Source organism: Nocardia niwae NBRC 108934 = DSM 45340, from assembly GCF_001613465.1.
GTDB classification, from domain to species: Bacteria; Actinomycetota; Actinomycetes; order Mycobacteriales; family Mycobacteriaceae; genus Nocardia; species Nocardia niwae.
This window is the reverse complement of the sequence record NZ_BDCK01000024.1, coordinates 236,027-249,216: the sequence shown is the minus strand read 5'-3', so window position 1 is coordinate 249,216 and position 13,190 is coordinate 236,027. Positions and strand designations below refer to the sequence as shown.

Annotated in this window: 18 protein-coding genes and 1 tRNA gene; 13 read left to right on the top strand and 6 right to left on the bottom strand. The window is 69.0% G+C overall.

Annotated elements, in window-relative coordinates; all coding sequences use genetic code 11:
- The first annotated feature begins 133 nt into the window (after positions 1–133).
- Entirely contained in the window at positions 134–556 is a 423-nt protein-coding gene (locus NNI01S_RS17555; protein WP_157114835.1) for a hypothetical protein, read from the top strand.
- A 19-nt stretch (positions 557–575) separates the two neighbouring features.
- Here the strand turns inward: NNI01S_RS17555 and NNI01S_RS17550 are convergent, their stop codons facing one another.
- Positions 576–905, bottom strand: coding sequence for an ArsR/SmtB family transcription factor (locus tag NNI01S_RS17550; protein ID WP_063021235.1), 330 nt, complete (start codon positions 903–905; stop codon positions 576–578).
- A 93-nt stretch (positions 906–998) separates the two neighbouring features.
- Here NNI01S_RS17550 and NNI01S_RS17545 point away from each other — a divergent pair, with 93 nt between their 5' ends.
- From NNI01S_RS17545 to NNI01S_RS17500, 10 genes are all read left to right on the top strand, one after another.
- Positions 999–2,213 carry an MFS transporter gene (locus tag NNI01S_RS17545; RefSeq protein WP_084488937.1) on the top strand — a complete coding sequence of 405 codons (1,215 nt, stop codon included), beginning with the start codon at positions 999–1,001 and terminating at the stop codon, positions 2,211–2,213.
- Between the two features lie 71 nt (positions 2,214–2,284).
- Positions 2,285–2,360 (top strand) — tRNA-Gly (locus NNI01S_RS17540).
- A gap of 520 nt (positions 2,361–2,880) precedes the next feature.
- Positions 2,881–3,135: a hypothetical protein gene (locus NNI01S_RS17535; RefSeq protein ID WP_063021158.1), complete on the top strand. Its 255-nt coding sequence runs from the start codon at positions 2,881–2,883 to the stop codon at positions 3,133–3,135.
- Between the two features lie 161 nt (positions 3,136–3,296).
- Complete coding sequence (locus NNI01S_RS17530) at positions 3,297–3,512, top strand: Rv3202a family protein (protein ID WP_063021157.1); 216 nt, start codon at positions 3,297–3,299, stop codon at positions 3,510–3,512.
- Between the two features lie 26 nt (positions 3,513–3,538).
- Positions 3,539–3,850, top strand: coding sequence for a cold-shock protein (locus NNI01S_RS17525; RefSeq protein ID WP_084488911.1), 312 nt, complete (start codon positions 3,539–3,541; stop codon positions 3,848–3,850).
- Between the two features lie 221 nt (positions 3,851–4,071).
- Positions 4,072–4,353 (top strand): hypothetical protein, encoded by a 282-nt coding sequence (locus NNI01S_RS17520; protein ID WP_157114833.1) that lies wholly within the window; start codon positions 4,072–4,074, stop codon positions 4,351–4,353.
- Entirely contained in the window at positions 4,353–5,354 is a 1,002-nt protein-coding gene (locus NNI01S_RS17515; RefSeq protein ID WP_063021154.1) for a PfkB family carbohydrate kinase, read from the top strand. The genes NNI01S_RS17520 and NNI01S_RS17515 overlap by 1 nt, the downstream gene beginning before the upstream one ends.
- Positions 5,355–5,816: 462 nt before the next feature.
- Complete coding sequence (locus tag NNI01S_RS17510) at positions 5,817–6,470, top strand: PAS and ANTAR domain-containing protein (RefSeq protein WP_245676243.1); 654 nt, start codon at positions 5,817–5,819, stop codon at positions 6,468–6,470.
- 138 nt (positions 6,471–6,608) lie between these two features.
- Complete coding sequence (locus NNI01S_RS17505) at positions 6,609–7,214, top strand: STAS domain-containing protein (RefSeq protein WP_063021152.1); 606 nt, start codon at positions 6,609–6,611, stop codon at positions 7,212–7,214.
- Positions 7,215–7,299: 85 nt separating this feature from the next.
- Positions 7,300–8,121 (top strand): RNA polymerase sigma factor SigF, encoded by an 822-nt coding sequence (locus tag NNI01S_RS17500; protein ID WP_063021151.1) that lies wholly within the window; start codon positions 7,300–7,302, stop codon positions 8,119–8,121.
- 49 nt (positions 8,122–8,170) lie between these two features.
- Here NNI01S_RS17500 and NNI01S_RS17495 read toward each other — a convergent pair whose 3' ends face one another.
- Positions 8,171–9,124 (bottom strand): helix-turn-helix transcriptional regulator, encoded by a 954-nt coding sequence (locus NNI01S_RS17495; protein WP_063021150.1) that lies wholly within the window; start codon positions 9,122–9,124, stop codon positions 8,171–8,173.
- A gap of 381 nt (positions 9,125–9,505) precedes the next feature.
- Here NNI01S_RS17495 and NNI01S_RS34575 point away from each other — a divergent pair, with 381 nt between their 5' ends.
- Positions 9,506–9,655, top strand: coding sequence for a hypothetical protein (locus tag NNI01S_RS34575; RefSeq protein WP_157114832.1), 150 nt, complete (start codon positions 9,506–9,508; stop codon positions 9,653–9,655).
- Between the two features lie 53 nt (positions 9,656–9,708).
- Here the strand turns inward: NNI01S_RS34575 and NNI01S_RS17490 are convergent, their stop codons facing one another.
- Positions 9,709–10,092: a low affinity iron permease family protein gene (locus tag NNI01S_RS17490; RefSeq protein WP_084488907.1), complete on the bottom strand. Its 384-nt coding sequence runs from the start codon at positions 10,090–10,092 to the stop codon at positions 9,709–9,711.
- Positions 10,093–10,268: 176 nt separating this feature from the next.
- Positions 10,269–11,225: a YihY/virulence factor BrkB family protein gene (locus tag NNI01S_RS17485; protein WP_157114831.1), complete on the bottom strand. Its 957-nt coding sequence runs from the start codon at positions 11,223–11,225 to the stop codon at positions 10,269–10,271.
- Between the two features lie 189 nt (positions 11,226–11,414).
- Between NNI01S_RS17485 and NNI01S_RS17480 the strand changes: the two genes are divergently transcribed.
- On the top strand, positions 11,415–11,900 hold the full coding sequence (locus NNI01S_RS17480; RefSeq protein WP_063021148.1) for an FBP domain-containing protein: 486 nt from the start codon (positions 11,415–11,417) through the stop codon (positions 11,898–11,900).
- A gap of 216 nt (positions 11,901–12,116) precedes the next feature.
- On the opposite strand, the gene NNI01S_RS17475 is transcribed toward NNI01S_RS17480, so the two are convergent.
- Positions 12,117–12,542 carry a YbaB/EbfC family nucleoid-associated protein gene (locus NNI01S_RS17475; RefSeq protein ID WP_063021147.1) on the bottom strand — a complete coding sequence of 142 codons (426 nt, stop codon included), beginning with the start codon at positions 12,540–12,542 and terminating at the stop codon, positions 12,117–12,119.
- Between the two features lie 123 nt (positions 12,543–12,665).
- Positions 12,666–13,058, bottom strand: a complete 393-nt coding sequence (locus NNI01S_RS17470) for a DUF4440 domain-containing protein (RefSeq protein WP_063021146.1) — start codon at positions 13,056–13,058, stop codon at positions 12,666–12,668.
- Positions 13,059–13,190 lie beyond the last annotated feature (132 nt).

Sequence of the window (13,190 nt, the reverse complement as noted above, 5' to 3'; positions counted from 1 at the left end):
GCGACGGGCCGCGCTTGGCGGAGTATCCGTTGCCGCGATACTGTTTCGGCCGCCCGGCCGTCGATCCCCGCCGGAGGGCGCTGAACTCGATTGTCCGGGTGTCGGATCCGGCGATCTCTGGCAAGGAGTCGAGATGAACCGAACGAGTCGTGCCCTGTGCGTGCTGGGCGCGGTGTCGATGCCCCTCCTCGTGCTGGCCGGGTGCGGCGGAACGGACGCGGATGCGGGCAAGCCGGGTGAGCCGACCGCGGCCGCGCTGCGCACGGAAGCCACGAAGATGACCGAGGCGCTGGCGGCGCACGATTACGCCGCCGCGTACCGATTTCGCTCCGCGCGGTGCAGGCTCACGCTCAACGAGGACGACTATGTCGCGTCCATGGCGCAGCTCTACGACGGACGGGACCTGAAGTCCAAGCCGGCGGAGATCACTGTCACCACGTCCGGGTCGACCGGTACGGTCACGGTCAAGAATTTCGACGCGCGCGCGGCCAAGGACGACACGAAGCCGAAGACGTGGACGTTCGTCGACGGGCAGTGGCGCTTCGACAACTGCTGAACGCGCCCGCCCGGCCGGGTCAAACCCGGTGGGCGCGGTTGGCGGCCGCGACGATCGTCGGTACCAGCCCGGGCAGGGCGGACTCGAGGTCGTCGACGCGCAGGCGCTGGCAGGTGTGGCCGTCGATGACCAGGCGCTCGATCACGCCGGCGTCGCGCAGGATCTTGAAATGGTGGGTGGCGGTCGATTTGTTGATCACCTCGTAGAGCGCGCTGCAGCGGACCGCCGTTCCCGCGTTGCTGAGCCGGCGCACCATCTCCAGGCGCACCGGATCCTGCAGCGCGCTGAGCACTGCGGGCAGCGCGGCCACCGGGGGCGCCTGCTCGTCCGCGTCTCGGACATCGGGCATGATCTGGCTCACTCTCAGGTTTGATGATCGTCGTACCGGATGTATGGTCGATTGCGGTTCGATCATTATCAAACCTACCTGATCGGAGTTCCGATGGCAGCGACGATGGCGGTGGCCGTCGAGGAGCAGACCACGCAGCGCTGGGCCTACGCCCTGGTGCTGGCGGCCAGCGGCGTGGCGCTGGGGGTTTCGGGCGTTCCGGCGCCGCTCTACGGCATTTATCAGAAGCAGTGGCATCTCTCCCCGCTGACCACGACGATCGTGTTCGCCGTCTACGCGGTGGCCGCCTTGGGCGCGGTGCTGGTGTCCGGGCGGATCTCGGACGTGGTCGGCCGGAAGCCGGTGCTGCTCGGCGCGTTCGCCACGATGGTCGCCGGATTGCTGGTGTTCGTGCTCGCCGACAGCGTGTCCATGTTGTTGCTGGCTCGTGCGCTGCACGGTATCGCGGTGGGCTCGACCGTGGTCGCGGGCGCCGCGGCGCTGCTGGATCTGCGCCCGCATCGCGGTGCGCGCTCCGGGCAGCTCAGCGGCGTCGCGTTCAACGTGGGCATGGCGGTGGCGATCCTGGGCTCGGCGCTGCTCGCGCAGTACGCCCCGCACCCGCTGCGCACGCCTTACGTCGTGATAACCGTCGTCTGCCTGGCGATCGGCGTCGGCGTACTCGCGTTGCGCGAACCGCACTCGGCTCGCGTGGCGGGACGCATCCGGATCGCGAAACCCGCCGTACCGCAGGAGATTCGGGGTGACTTCTGGTTCTCGGCCATCGGCGTGATGGCGGCATGGTCGGTGCTGGGCGTGCTGCTGTCGCTGTACCCCTCGCTGGCCACTCAGCAGACCGGAATCCACAACCTGGTATTCGGCGGCGCCGTCGTCGCCTCCACCGCCCTCTCTGGCGCGACCGCGCAATTGTTCGCGACCGGCGTGCCCGCCCGGTGGGCCGCGATCCTCGGCGACACCGGCATGGCGCTGTCGCTGGTGCTGACCGTGCCCGCCCTGGCCACGCACAATTGGATCGCGGTGCTCGCCGCGGGCGTCGCGCTCGGCGCGACCTTCGGCCTCGGTTTCGGCGGTTCGCTGCGCCACCTGTCGGAGGTCGTCCCGCAGCACAAGCGCGGCGAGACGATGTCGGCGTACTACCTGCTCGCCTATTCGGCGATGGCGCTGCCCACCATCCTGGCCGGTTGGGCGGCCACCACATGGGGCCTGAGCACGGTGTTCCCGTGGTTCGTGGGTGTCGTCGCCTTCGCCTGCCTGATCGCGGCCGGCCTCGGACTGCGCCGGGACCGATCGGCGGTGCGGCGGGCATGAGCGGCGATTGGCTTTTCGCCCCGCGTGTCCGCTAATGTTCTGTGTCGCATCACGGACTCCGCGATGCGAATGCGGATGTAGCGCAGCTGGTAGCGCATCACCTTGCCAAGGTGAGGGTCGCGGGTTCGAATCCCGTCATCCGCTCCACCAAATCGTCCGGCCTGTGCGGTCGGCCATGTGTCAGAAACGGTTTCGGCATCGTCCAGGTCTTCTGACTGTCTGCCTTCTCTCTTCCGAGTCATGCCCGCGGTGTGTGACGAGCGCGAAAGTTTCGCAAACCTCGATGCCGGTCTCCGCTCGTGCGGAGGGGAGCCGTAATCGATCGATGTGGCGCTGCCGATTGTCGCGCGCGGACATCCGGGCGTGCGGGCGGCGGCTCGCGAACACCCCCATCGACCGTCCGCGAAATTGTTCCCCTCGGGCTCTTGCGTAGATATCTGGATAGTGCTACAAAAAATCTGTCTGAATTGCCATAGGTTATCTCGGTAGACCCCAGTAGATGGAGTGAGATGGAGGTGGCGACCAATGGTGATGCGTAGCGACCCGTTCCATGATCTGGAGCAGTTGACGCACCAGGTGTTCGGCAGGCCGGCGCACCCGGCGGTCGTGCCGATCGACGCCTGATCGCCCGCAGGACCCAGCACGTTCCGGCAGGAGGTGAAGGGTCGTGAGCACCCTCGACATCTGCGACGTCTCCGGGTTGCCGCTGGTGGACGCCGACCTCGACGGGTTGTTCGCCGAAGTGGACGAGATCCTTTGTGCGGCAATGGCGATCGCCCGGTGCCCACCGGATGTGCCGCGCTCGGCGTACATCCCCGACGAGGTGACGGGGCCGCGGCCGTCCGCAGAGGTCGCCGCCCCGCGCGGTCGCATCCCGGCGCACAGGCCGCATCCGCGCGAGCGCGGACCTCCGCGCGGGTGAGGCTTTCGGCAGATCGGAAAGACAGGCGCAAGGAAGGCAGGTGATGCCCGAATCGATCGAACCGTCACGTCACTCTCTTCCGACGCGGGCCCGGCACGCGGTGTCCGGGCCCGCGGCTCCCGTATCCCAGGACAGGCCTGACGTCACGAGGAAGGACCACCGTGCACACCCCGACCTTTCCCACCGGTAGCCGCGCCGACCACCTCGAACAGCAAGCGCCTGCCGACCGGCACGAGCACGCGGGAATCGACCCGACGGCGCTGAACCCGCTGACCGAACGCATCCGGGAAGCCTTCGACCACGCCGACGAAGTGGACCGGCTCGATCAAGCCTTCGTCACGCCGCTGCCCGACGACGAATACCCGCTCGCGTACTGACCCGATTCCCGCTCCCACGCTGTCTCATGACTACAACGCATGCCCCGAGTCGATTCCGGCCGCCCCGCCGGCGTCGCGACACCCTCGTGCCCGCCACCGCCACCGAATGGCGTCATGGCACCGTTGCCTGGTTCAACACCGAGAAGGGCTTCGGCTATCTCGAGCCCGACGATCGCACGAGCCCCGTCTTCGTCGACTTCCGTGCCATCGACACCCGTGGGTACAAGACACTCGCTCCAGGTCAGACCGTCGTCTTCACCACCGCGATCACCGACCGGGGCCCCGAGGCGGCGAGTGTTCGGCCGTACACACCACGGCCCCACACGCCCGGCCGGTGATGGGGCGAGCATTCGTGTACCGAGCGGGGCGATCCGGGCCGCTGGAATAGCGCGTGGATCGCGGAGAAGGCCAACAGCGAATCGCCGAGATCTGCGCCGCATCGGAGAACGGATGTTTCGGCGCGGTAGGTCGGGGCATGTCAGCACGTGCGGGCTTCTGGTGCGGCCCGGATCGACTACTGCGTGTGTGATCCAGTCGTCCTCGGCGAACGGAGCCTGCAGTGAGGATCGCCATGGTGTCCGAGCGCGACGGCCCGCCGGCCGAGTTCGGTGCCGGGCACGCCGGTGGCCGGGATATCCACGCCGCCGAGTCGCCGGTGGTCATGTCACGGCGTGGCGGCGGGGCCGTCCGCACCGAGCCCTACGGCTTTCGTCCCGCATGCGAAGTCGTGCTCGGCACCGATTCGCCCGAGGCCGATACCGCCGCGCCGGTGCAGGAGATGCCCGTGCCGCTGGTGCACGGAGCGTGGACGGCGTCGGAAGCCGCGCTGGAGCGAGAGTGATGGCCGCGGGCGATCCGCTCGTCGTGATCGGGGACGCGCTGCTCGACATCGACGTCGACGGTCGCGCCGACCGGTGCAGTGCGGAGTCGGCGGCCCCGGTCGTCGACGTCGTACATCGGGCGTTCCGTCCCGGGGGCGCGGGATTGGCGGCCCGGCTCGCCGCGGCCGGCGACCGGGACGTCGTCCTGATCGCGGGCTTCGCCGCCGACGAGGCGGCGGCCCGGTTGCGCGGGCTGCTGGACCGGCACGTACGCGTCATCGCGCTTCCCCTGCGTGGTTCGACCATCTGTAAGCAGCGCGTGCGCGCGGTCGGCCCATGGGCCCGCTCGAACGGGCACGCCCGGGCCAAGGAGCCCCGGCGGCCCGTGCTGATCACCAGAATCGATTCCGGTACCGGACGAGCCGGCGCCGACCCGCTGCCGGAGGAGGCGCACGCCGTGCTCGCGGCGGCGCGGGCGGTGCTGGTGTCGGACTACGGTCGCGGCATCGCGGCTCACCCGCAGATCCGTGCACTGCTGCGCGACCATGCCCGCCATGTTCCGGTCGTCTGGGATCCCCACCCGCACGGACCCGTGCCGATCCCGGGCGCGGCACTGGTGACCCCGAATCGCGCGGAAGCGCTCACGCTGCTGTCCGGCCGACTCGACGATGGTCCTGACCTGTGGAAACTCGCCAAAGGATGGGCCGTCGACGCCATCGCGGTGACCCTCGGACCGGAAGGCGCCCTGGTCTGCCTGCGGGCGTCGGGCAAGCGCCTGCGCATCCCGCTTCCGGTCGCGGCGAAGACGCCCGCCGGTTGGGACACCTGCGGGGCGGGCGACAGTTTCGCCGTCGCCGCGACGGCCCATGTGGGCGAGGGCAGCGGACCGGAGCGGGCGGTGCGCCGGGCGGTGCTGGCGGCGGCCGAGTTCGTCGGCTCCGGCGCCGCCGCCGCGTTCGCGGAATCGGAACCGGCCACGGTTTCCGGAGCGAATGTCGCAGGGGACACTCCGTGGGAATGATCCCTACGCGTCCGGGGCGCCGAGCCCGAGGGCTGCGGCCACCACGTCCGGCGCAACGGCTCGTCGGGCTCGCGGCAACGAGCCGGGCCACGCTGTGCGCGAACTCGATTCGAAGTCAGGGAATGTGCCGGTACGCGGTCCGCGTGGTCGTCCGGCTCTGATCCCTTGCGCGCCAGACGATCACCCGCTGCGGAAGAACCAGGGTGTGCTTCGTTTTTCGGACGGTAGCCGAGCCTCGTCGAGCCCGAGCCGCAGGCGGATGACATACTGGGTCGCAGGTCACCGGCTGCCGCCACGATGTGCGCGTGCGCCGGCCGTTGAGTCAACAGCGGATTGTCGGCCGAACGTGCCCGCGTCCGCGTGACCCCGCCGAGGGAAGACAGCCCGCGGGTCGCGTTGCGGCGTGAGCCCCTTGTCCCTCGGAGAGGCCTTGCATCCATGACTCAAAGCATGCAGCCCCGTATGTCCGCCGTGACCACCGCCGGTGCGGCACCGCCCGAGCAACCTACTGTCGGAAGCTTCCGGTTCTGGTTCGCCACCCGCCGTTGGGAATGGTCCGCCGAGGTCTATCGCATGCACGGCTACCAGCCCGGTGAGATCGAGCCGACCACACAACTGCTGCTCGCGCACAAGCATCCCGACGACCGCACGCACGTCGCCGAGACCATCACGCGGGCCATCGATCACGGTGAGCCCTTCTCGAGCAGGCATCGATTCATCGACCTGTCCGGCCAGGAGCACACGGTGCTCGTCGTCGCCGACCGGATTCTGGACGACGCGGGCCTCGCGGTCGGCACCGCGGGCTTCTACGTCGACCTCTCCGACACCCTGGCCGAGGCGCACCAGGCCATGCTCGCCGCGACGCTGCCCGGGCTCTACGAGAATCGCGCGGTCATCGAGCAGGCCAAGGGGGTGCTCATGCGCGTCTACCAGATCAGCGCCGAGCAAGCGTTCCAGATACTGCGCTGGCGATCGCAGGAAACCAACACGAAGTTGCGGGCACTCGCCCAGCAACTGATCGCGGAACTCCCGCTGGTACCGCCGCCACCGGCGGACCTGGTCGCCGCGTTCGACCATATCCTGCTCACCGTCCACCACCGCATCCCCCGGGACTGACCCGCTCGGTGCGGTCAGGCGTTTCGTTTTTCGGACCGATGCCACGCGAGACTTCGTCTGTCGCGCTGACACCACCGGTGCCGACTGACAGGCTCGACTGTGCGGTCTCGTGCCGATACCCGGCCGCCGGAGGTACGCATGACCTGTCAGAACGGCGTGGAGGGCATCCGGACCGATGACGGTTTGCTCCTCGTCGCCCACGGTGAACTGGATGCCGCGACCGCCGACGAGTGTTTCGCCGCGATGAACGAATTCATCGAAAAGCATTGCCGCACAACAGTGAACCCCGATCTGGTCGTCCTCGACCTGTGTGCGGTGCGTTTCCTGGCCTGTGCGGGCGTGCGCGTGGTGCTGCGGCTGGCGAGGTGGGGGGCGCGAACAGGTGTCCCGGTCGGCCTGACCGTGCCGGACGACGGACCCGTGCGGCGCATCGTGGACGTGCTGGGAGTGGGGCAGAGCGTGCCGGTGGTCGCGTGCCCGGCGCCTGCGATGCACGACGACGGTGATCCCCGGCCGCGCGGGTGCCGGTCACCCGGCGCTGTCGTCGCGGATGGCGTGGCGGGGCGGACCGGCGGCGGTACGGCAGCACATCAGGGGATCTCCCCGGAGGCTGGTCGCCGACCGCGCACCCCCGGTGGCACGGCTCACTCTCGGCGGCATCCCGCGGAGGCGAGCGATCCCGAGAACGCATCCGGGCACCGTCGCCCGTCCGAAATACGAACAAGACCGCCCACAACCGCTTGACGCGGCAGCCGGGCGGTATTCGGCGGTCGTCGCCGCCTTCTATCGGGCGAGCGCGGCGGCCGCTGGACAAGGAACGAGGAAGCTCATGTCACTCGCGACCGCCAACCGCAGGACCGCCACGCCGCGCCGGACGCGGCGCGGGACGGACAGTTACGACGGCATCGAACCCTGGCTGGAGAAATTGGCCGCGATGGACGAGCACGATCCCGAACGGCCGGGGCTGCGGGAAGCGATCATGCGCCGGTGCCTGCCGCTGGCCGAGCACATCGCCCGCCGCTTCGTCGGCCGCGGGGAGAACTACGACGATCTGTACCAGATCGCCGCCGTGGGGCTGGTGCTCGCGGTCGACCGCTTCGACCCGGCGCGGGGACCGTCGTTCCTGTCGTTCGCGGTGCCCACCATCATGGGCGAGGTACGCCGCCACTTCCGCGACCACAGCTGGGCGGTGCGAGTGCCGCGCCGGATCAAGGAGATTCAGCTGACCATCGGCCCCACCGTGGAGCGGCTGTCCCAGCGATTGGAACGGATGCCCACCGCGCTCGAAATCGCGGTCGAACTCGACATCGACCTGACCGAAGTCACCCAAGCGTTGCTGGCAGGCAACGCCTATTCCACGAACTCGATCGACGCGGTCATCGAGGACGACGAGAGCGGCGGCGCCTCGGTGCGCGTCGCGGAGACGTTCGGCGAGGAAGATCCCTCCTACGACCTGACCGACGAGGCGCTCGCGGTCGCGCCGCTGCTCGCCGAACTGCCCGAGCGGGAGCGGCGCGTGCTGCGCATGCGCTTTTTCGAGGGCCGTACGCAGGCGCAGATCGCCGCCGTCCTGGGCGTCTCCCAGATGCACATCTCCCGTGTCTTGTCGCGAACCCTCGCGGACCTTCGCGAGCGTGCCCTGCGGGACTGATCACGGCTTTCTCGCCGAGTCCTCGGCCGAAAGCTCGAGTGGCGGTGGGTCACGCGATGAGAGTGGTATGGGGAGAGCGACCGTATGCCGAGCGGTAGGCGCTCGCGAATCGTCCCGGATGAGCGAAACCCCAGGCCGCGGCGATCGAGGTCACGGTGTGACCGTCGTCGGACGAGCTGTCGCGCAGCTGTTCGTGCGCCGCGCGCAGGCGAAGCCGCCGCAGATACGCCATGGGCGTGGTGTCGAGATGGCGACGGAACGCCAGTTGCAGCGCGCGAACGGTGACATAGGAAGCCGCGGCGATGTCGGCGACGGTGATGTCCTCGCTGACGTGCGACTCGAGGTAGGCCAGCGCGCGTCGCACCGTGTCGGGATGGGCGTCGTTGCGGTCGTTCGCCGTGGGATCGGTGTGCGCGGTGCTCGGGAGAGCGTGCAGCACGGTGGCGGCCAGGTACTGCGCGGCGGTGGAGGTGATCAGCGGCTGCTCGCCGGCCGTGCGGTCGGCAGCGAGACCGCGCATGTGCTCCAGCACGCCGGACAGGCGCCGTGCTGCGGCCGGCGAGACCGGGCGATGACCCGTGAGCCGGACCGGTTCCAGATCGTGGCCCGGGGCCGAGGCCGCGACCTGGGTCAGCAGCGCGGGATCGAACATCGTTATGCTGTAACGGGCTTGGTGGATCACCCCGGAGTACGGGAGGTCCGGCGGAGTGAGCAGCCCGAGTTCGCCGGGCCGGAAGAAGTCGGTGCTGCCGTCGGCATAGTTCTCTTCGATCGTCCCCGCGTCTACCTCGCACAGGCATATCTTGCCCAGCGGCTGGGCGTCGTACCGCATGTCGAAGCTCAAATCGAGGGCGTCCAGGCTGACCGGGCCGAGCATCGTCCGGGTGATGTCCGTCCGGACGGGGACGCCGGTGCTGTTGCCGATCCGCATCCTGGTGTAGTTGAGATTGAGGAACTCTTCGGTATCGCCCAAGCTGTCGCTGTGGAAGGCCAATGACTCCATCGCTGCGACACTCCTGCTCTTTCGGACACGGCATCCCGCCCAGCACGTCGTGAAGGGTTCCCGAGCCACGCTGCTCGGTGTACGGACTGGTCACAACCCTGTCACTCAGGCGGGAAGGTGCGGTCGGTACCTCGTGATGCGTCGGCGATCTGTATCCCGGTCACACCGCAGCGGAGAGTACCCACTGCGCCCGGACCCAATCGTCGGGAACCTTTCCACCCTACCTTCGCGACAAGCGCGTCGAGCCGAGCAGCGCTGGCCGGGGTTGGCTGCCTGCCGCCGGGACTCGCCGGTGTTTCGTCCTCGACTCAGCGGCCACCCTGATGACGGGGGCCGAGCCGCCCTCTCGTCCGAAACCGTCCGAAGAGACGAGGAGATCCCATGGTTTCGCAGGACACGATCGCGCAATTGCGCCAGGACATCACCACCGCCGAGGACGCGGGCGACGAAGCGAACGCCGAACGTTTGCGCCGTGAGCTCGCCGAAGCGGTCCGGGAGGCAGGCAAGAGCACCGACCCCGATCGGCCGTGACGCATCGGCGCGGGGAGGTCGGCGGCATGCGGTGCCACCGGCCTCCGCGCCGATCACCCGGCGCTCTCCCGGTTCTCCAGCCCCACGGCGTCGGTGAGTTCCCGGCGGTGCCGCTGTAGTTCCGGGTGTTCGGAGCTCAGCTCGCTCATGAGGTCGGCCAGCCCGTCGGCGATGGCGTTGAGCTTTTGCTGGACGGCGGCGTCGGCGCGGCTCTGCGTATTCTGCAGCAGGGCCACGAGCAGGAACGTGATGATCGTCGTGGCGGTGTTGATGACCAATTGCCAGGTGTCCACGCTCGGGAGCAGGAAGATCGTCGGCGCCCACACCAAGACCAGAATCACGCAGAAGACGAAGAATCCCGCCTTCGAGGCCAGTGCGCTGGCGGCTGTCGCGAATCGGTCGAAGACCGACAGCTTCCCGGTGACATCCGAGGGCATGGTCGCGGGTCCTCCGGGGGCGGAAGGTTCAGCGTGCTGAGTCATGGGAGTCCTCTCCGAATGCCGATCCAGACGGGCTTCGGGTACCGCTACCGGTTTCGCTCAAACGCGGTGGGTGTTCGGCCGGGGCCGCGCCGCGGAGGGGGCTTGCGCGGCGAATGGCTGGGCGCCGTTGCTCATTCGTCGGGGTCGTCACGCGGCGGCAGATAGGGTTCTGCCTCTTCCGGATGGCCGTGGGCGATGTTGCGCGCCCGCGCCAGCTCGGCGTCCAGCTCCGCGCCCAACAGGACCGCGATGTTCGAGATCCACAGCCAGACAAGGAAAACGACGACGCCGCCCAGGGAACCGTAGACCCGGTTGTAGGAGCCGAAGTGGCCGACATAGAAGGCGAATCCCCAGGACGCACCCGCCCAGAGCACCACGGCCAGCGCGCTACCCGGGGTCAGCCACCGGAATCCCGGCTGCCGCACGTTGGGCGCCGCCCAGTACAGCAACGCGAAGACGAGGCTGATCAGTGCCATCATCACCGGCCACTTGACGATGCCCCATACCGTGATCGTGGCCTGCCCCAATCCGAGCCAGCGGCCGACCTGATCGGCGAACGAACCGCTGACCACGACGCCGACCGTGCACACGCCCAGCAGGACCACCACTGCGGCGGTGAGGGCCACCCGCACCGGCACGGTCTTCCAGAGCGGCCGCCCCTCCTGGATGTCGTAGATCGCGTTGGTCGCCCGCATGAACGCCCCGATGTACGCCGACGCGGTCCACAGCGCCGACGCGAGCCCCACCAACGCCAGCGGTCCGGCCGGGGCTTGCGCCTCCTCTATGCCGTTCACCGCGTCCACGAGCAGATCCGTGCCGCTGCCCGGCCCGATCTCGCGAAGAGTGTCGACCAACGCCAGAGTGTCGTCGCGGCCCAGCATGCCCAGCCCGGCGGTCAACACGATCATGCCCGGAAACAGCGACAGCACACTGTAATACGTCAAGGCCGCGGCCCAGTCGGTGAGATTGTCCCGTTGGAACTCGCCGATCGACCGTCTGACCACACCCCACCACGACCGTCCCGGCAGATCCGCCGGGCTGCGCAGCCTGCGTCGCGCCGCGAACCTCTTCTGCAAGTTTTGCGCCACACTCACACCTCCCGCTGGCGGCGGATACCCGCCGTGCCAGGGCCGAAACCGTCTCCGCGCCCGAGGGGTTCGATGCGATCGGGAGGGCAGCGCGCAGTGCCGAGGGCGCGAGAAATTCCGTTGTTCCCGGCATGACGGGACCGTAACGTCGCTTCGGTTTGTCCACCGATCAAACGAAGGAGACCCCTCATGGAACCCGTCACCGAACGCGACATCAGGTCGTCGTTCGTCAACTGTTCGAAAGGAGACGCCAAGCGGCTACCCGTGCCCAGGGACCTGGACGAGCGGCCCTGGGCGGATCTCGACTTCCTCGGCTGGAGCGATCCGTCCATGCCGGGACGCGGCTATCTGGTCGTCCCACAGGACGACCGCCTGGTCGGCGTCGCCTTGCGGTACGCCACCGGTGGCACCGGCCGGGCGCAGATGTGCACGATCTGCCTGACCACCCACACCGGCGGCGGGGTCTCCCTGATGACCGCGCACAAAGCCGGCGAGTCCGGGCGCAGGGGTAACTCGGTCGGTACCTATATGTGCACCGATCTCGCCTGCTCGCTGTACGCGCGGAACAAGAAGCGGCCCGCGCTGGGAAGCCGGTACCGGGAGGATCTCACGCCCGAAGCGAAGGTCGAGCGGGTGCGCGAGAACATGTCCACGTTCCTGGCCAAGCTCTACTGATCGCTTCGCCCATCCCTCAGGCAGCCGAGGCTGCCCATTCGAAACGGAGGTAGCTGCCATGTGCCGACACTCGAGAACCACGGTCGAGCCACCCCGAGCCGCCGGCAGCGCGGCCGCACTCGGGGTGGCCGTGCTTCCTCGCCGGTCGAGTGGGTCCGGATCGGCCCGGACCGTCTCGTCCGGCGAGGAGGCACCGCATCGGATACACCGAGCGCGCTAGCTTGCCGAGTCGTCGCGCGCGGGTTCCCACACCGTACGCAGACTGGGTGCGCCGGGGACGAGATCGGGCAGGTCGGGTACCGCTGCGGCGTCGGCGACGATCGGGGCGATGATCGCCGCGTGCCGGTCGCGCGCCTGCCGAGCCGCCCGCCTACCCGCTTCGGTCACCGAGCGGCCCAGCTGTTCCGGCGTGCTGCGCAGCGCGGCCTGCGTGAACCGCACGTCGACGAGGACGCCCGCGGCGTCCACGGTCACTTCCACCAGTTTGTCCGCCGACTCGGCCGTGCACCGCACCGCGGCCAGCTTGTCGCGCACCTCCGCCAGGTGGGTGCGCTGTTCGGCGAGCGCGTCCAGGATGTAGTCCACCTGGTTGCGGATTCCGCTGTTCGCGGAGCGCAGACCGTCGCGTTCCCACCGATCCACCGGCGCCGACCTCCTCGCGTCACGTCGTTCCCGCAGCGTCGCCACGTTGTTCGAGAACGAGGAAGAAATTGTCCGGCAGACGAAGCGTAGGCGCGGCGCGCGCCCATCCGCTGCTGGGAATGGTCAGGCCGGCGCCGTATCGGTTTCGTGCACCGTCAACCAGCGAACCGCGCCCGAATCCTCGGTCGTCAGCACGGCGGTCACCCGGCGGCGAGTGACATTTCCGGCCGCCCGGTGCGTCTCCAGGAACCGCACTACCGCGAGGCCACCCGCCCGCGAGAGTTCTTCGATATCGGCCACCTCGATGGTCAAGCCGGGCATCGCGTTGCGCGCGTCGCGGACGCCCGTGAGCAACGCGCTGCGGTCGAGCACTTCGCCGGCGGTCGTCACCATGCTGAATTGCTCGTGCTGCGCCGCAGCGAACCGCTCGAACACCTCGACCGGCGCCGCCGATCCGAACCACCTCGCCAGGTCGGCGTGCAAGCGTTCGACCACATCGACCAGATCCACATCCATTCGCGGCATCGTACGCAGGCACGCACCCGGCGTGGCGGGACCGGCGGGGCGCCCACCAACCGACCGCCGTTCCGGACGGTGCGAGAGCCGGGCAGGGCGCGGCCGCGGCGGGTGGGCCGGGTCCGCCACGGA

What these genes read in the sequence shown, in the direction of transcription:
- NNI01S_RS17495 (WP_063021150.1), bottom strand. Translation starts at nt 9,124, where the DNA reads ATGGAGTCATTGGCCTTCCACAGCGACAGCTTGGGCGATACCGAAGAG.
- NNI01S_RS17510 (WP_245676243.1), top strand. Translation starts at nt 5,817, where the DNA reads ATGTCCGCCGTGACCACCGCCGGTGCGGCACCGCCCGAGCAACCTACT.
- NNI01S_RS17545 (WP_084488937.1), top strand. Translation starts at nt 999, where the DNA reads ATGGCAGCGACGATGGCGGTGGCCGTCGAGGAGCAGACCACGCAGCGC.
- NNI01S_RS17500 (WP_063021151.1), top strand. Translation starts at nt 7,300, where the DNA reads ATGTCACTCGCGACCGCCAACCGCAGGACCGCCACGCCGCGCCGGACG.
- NNI01S_RS17505 (WP_063021152.1), top strand. Translation starts at nt 6,609, where the DNA reads ATGACCTGTCAGAACGGCGTGGAGGGCATCCGGACCGATGACGGTTTG.
- NNI01S_RS17515 (WP_063021154.1), top strand. Translation starts at nt 4,353, where the DNA reads ATGGCCGCGGGCGATCCGCTCGTCGTGATCGGGGACGCGCTGCTCGAC.
- NNI01S_RS17480 (WP_063021148.1), top strand. Translation starts at nt 11,415, where the DNA reads ATGGAACCCGTCACCGAACGCGACATCAGGTCGTCGTTCGTCAACTGT.
- NNI01S_RS34575 (WP_157114832.1), top strand. Translation starts at nt 9,506, where the DNA reads ATGGTTTCGCAGGACACGATCGCGCAATTGCGCCAGGACATCACCACC.
- NNI01S_RS17525 (WP_084488911.1), top strand. Translation starts at nt 3,539, where the DNA reads ATGACTACAACGCATGCCCCGAGTCGATTCCGGCCGCCCCGCCGGCGT.
- NNI01S_RS17490 (WP_084488907.1), bottom strand. Translation starts at nt 10,092, where the DNA reads ATGCCCTCGGATGTCACCGGGAAGCTGTCGGTCTTCGACCGATTCGCG.
- NNI01S_RS17550 (WP_063021235.1), bottom strand. Translation starts at nt 905, where the DNA reads ATGCCCGATGTCCGAGACGCGGACGAGCAGGCGCCCCCGGTGGCCGCG.
- NNI01S_RS17555 (WP_157114835.1), top strand. Translation starts at nt 134, where the DNA reads ATGAACCGAACGAGTCGTGCCCTGTGCGTGCTGGGCGCGGTGTCGATG.
- NNI01S_RS17470 (WP_063021146.1), bottom strand. Translation starts at nt 13,058, where the DNA reads ATGGATGTGGATCTGGTCGATGTGGTCGAACGCTTGCACGCCGACCTG.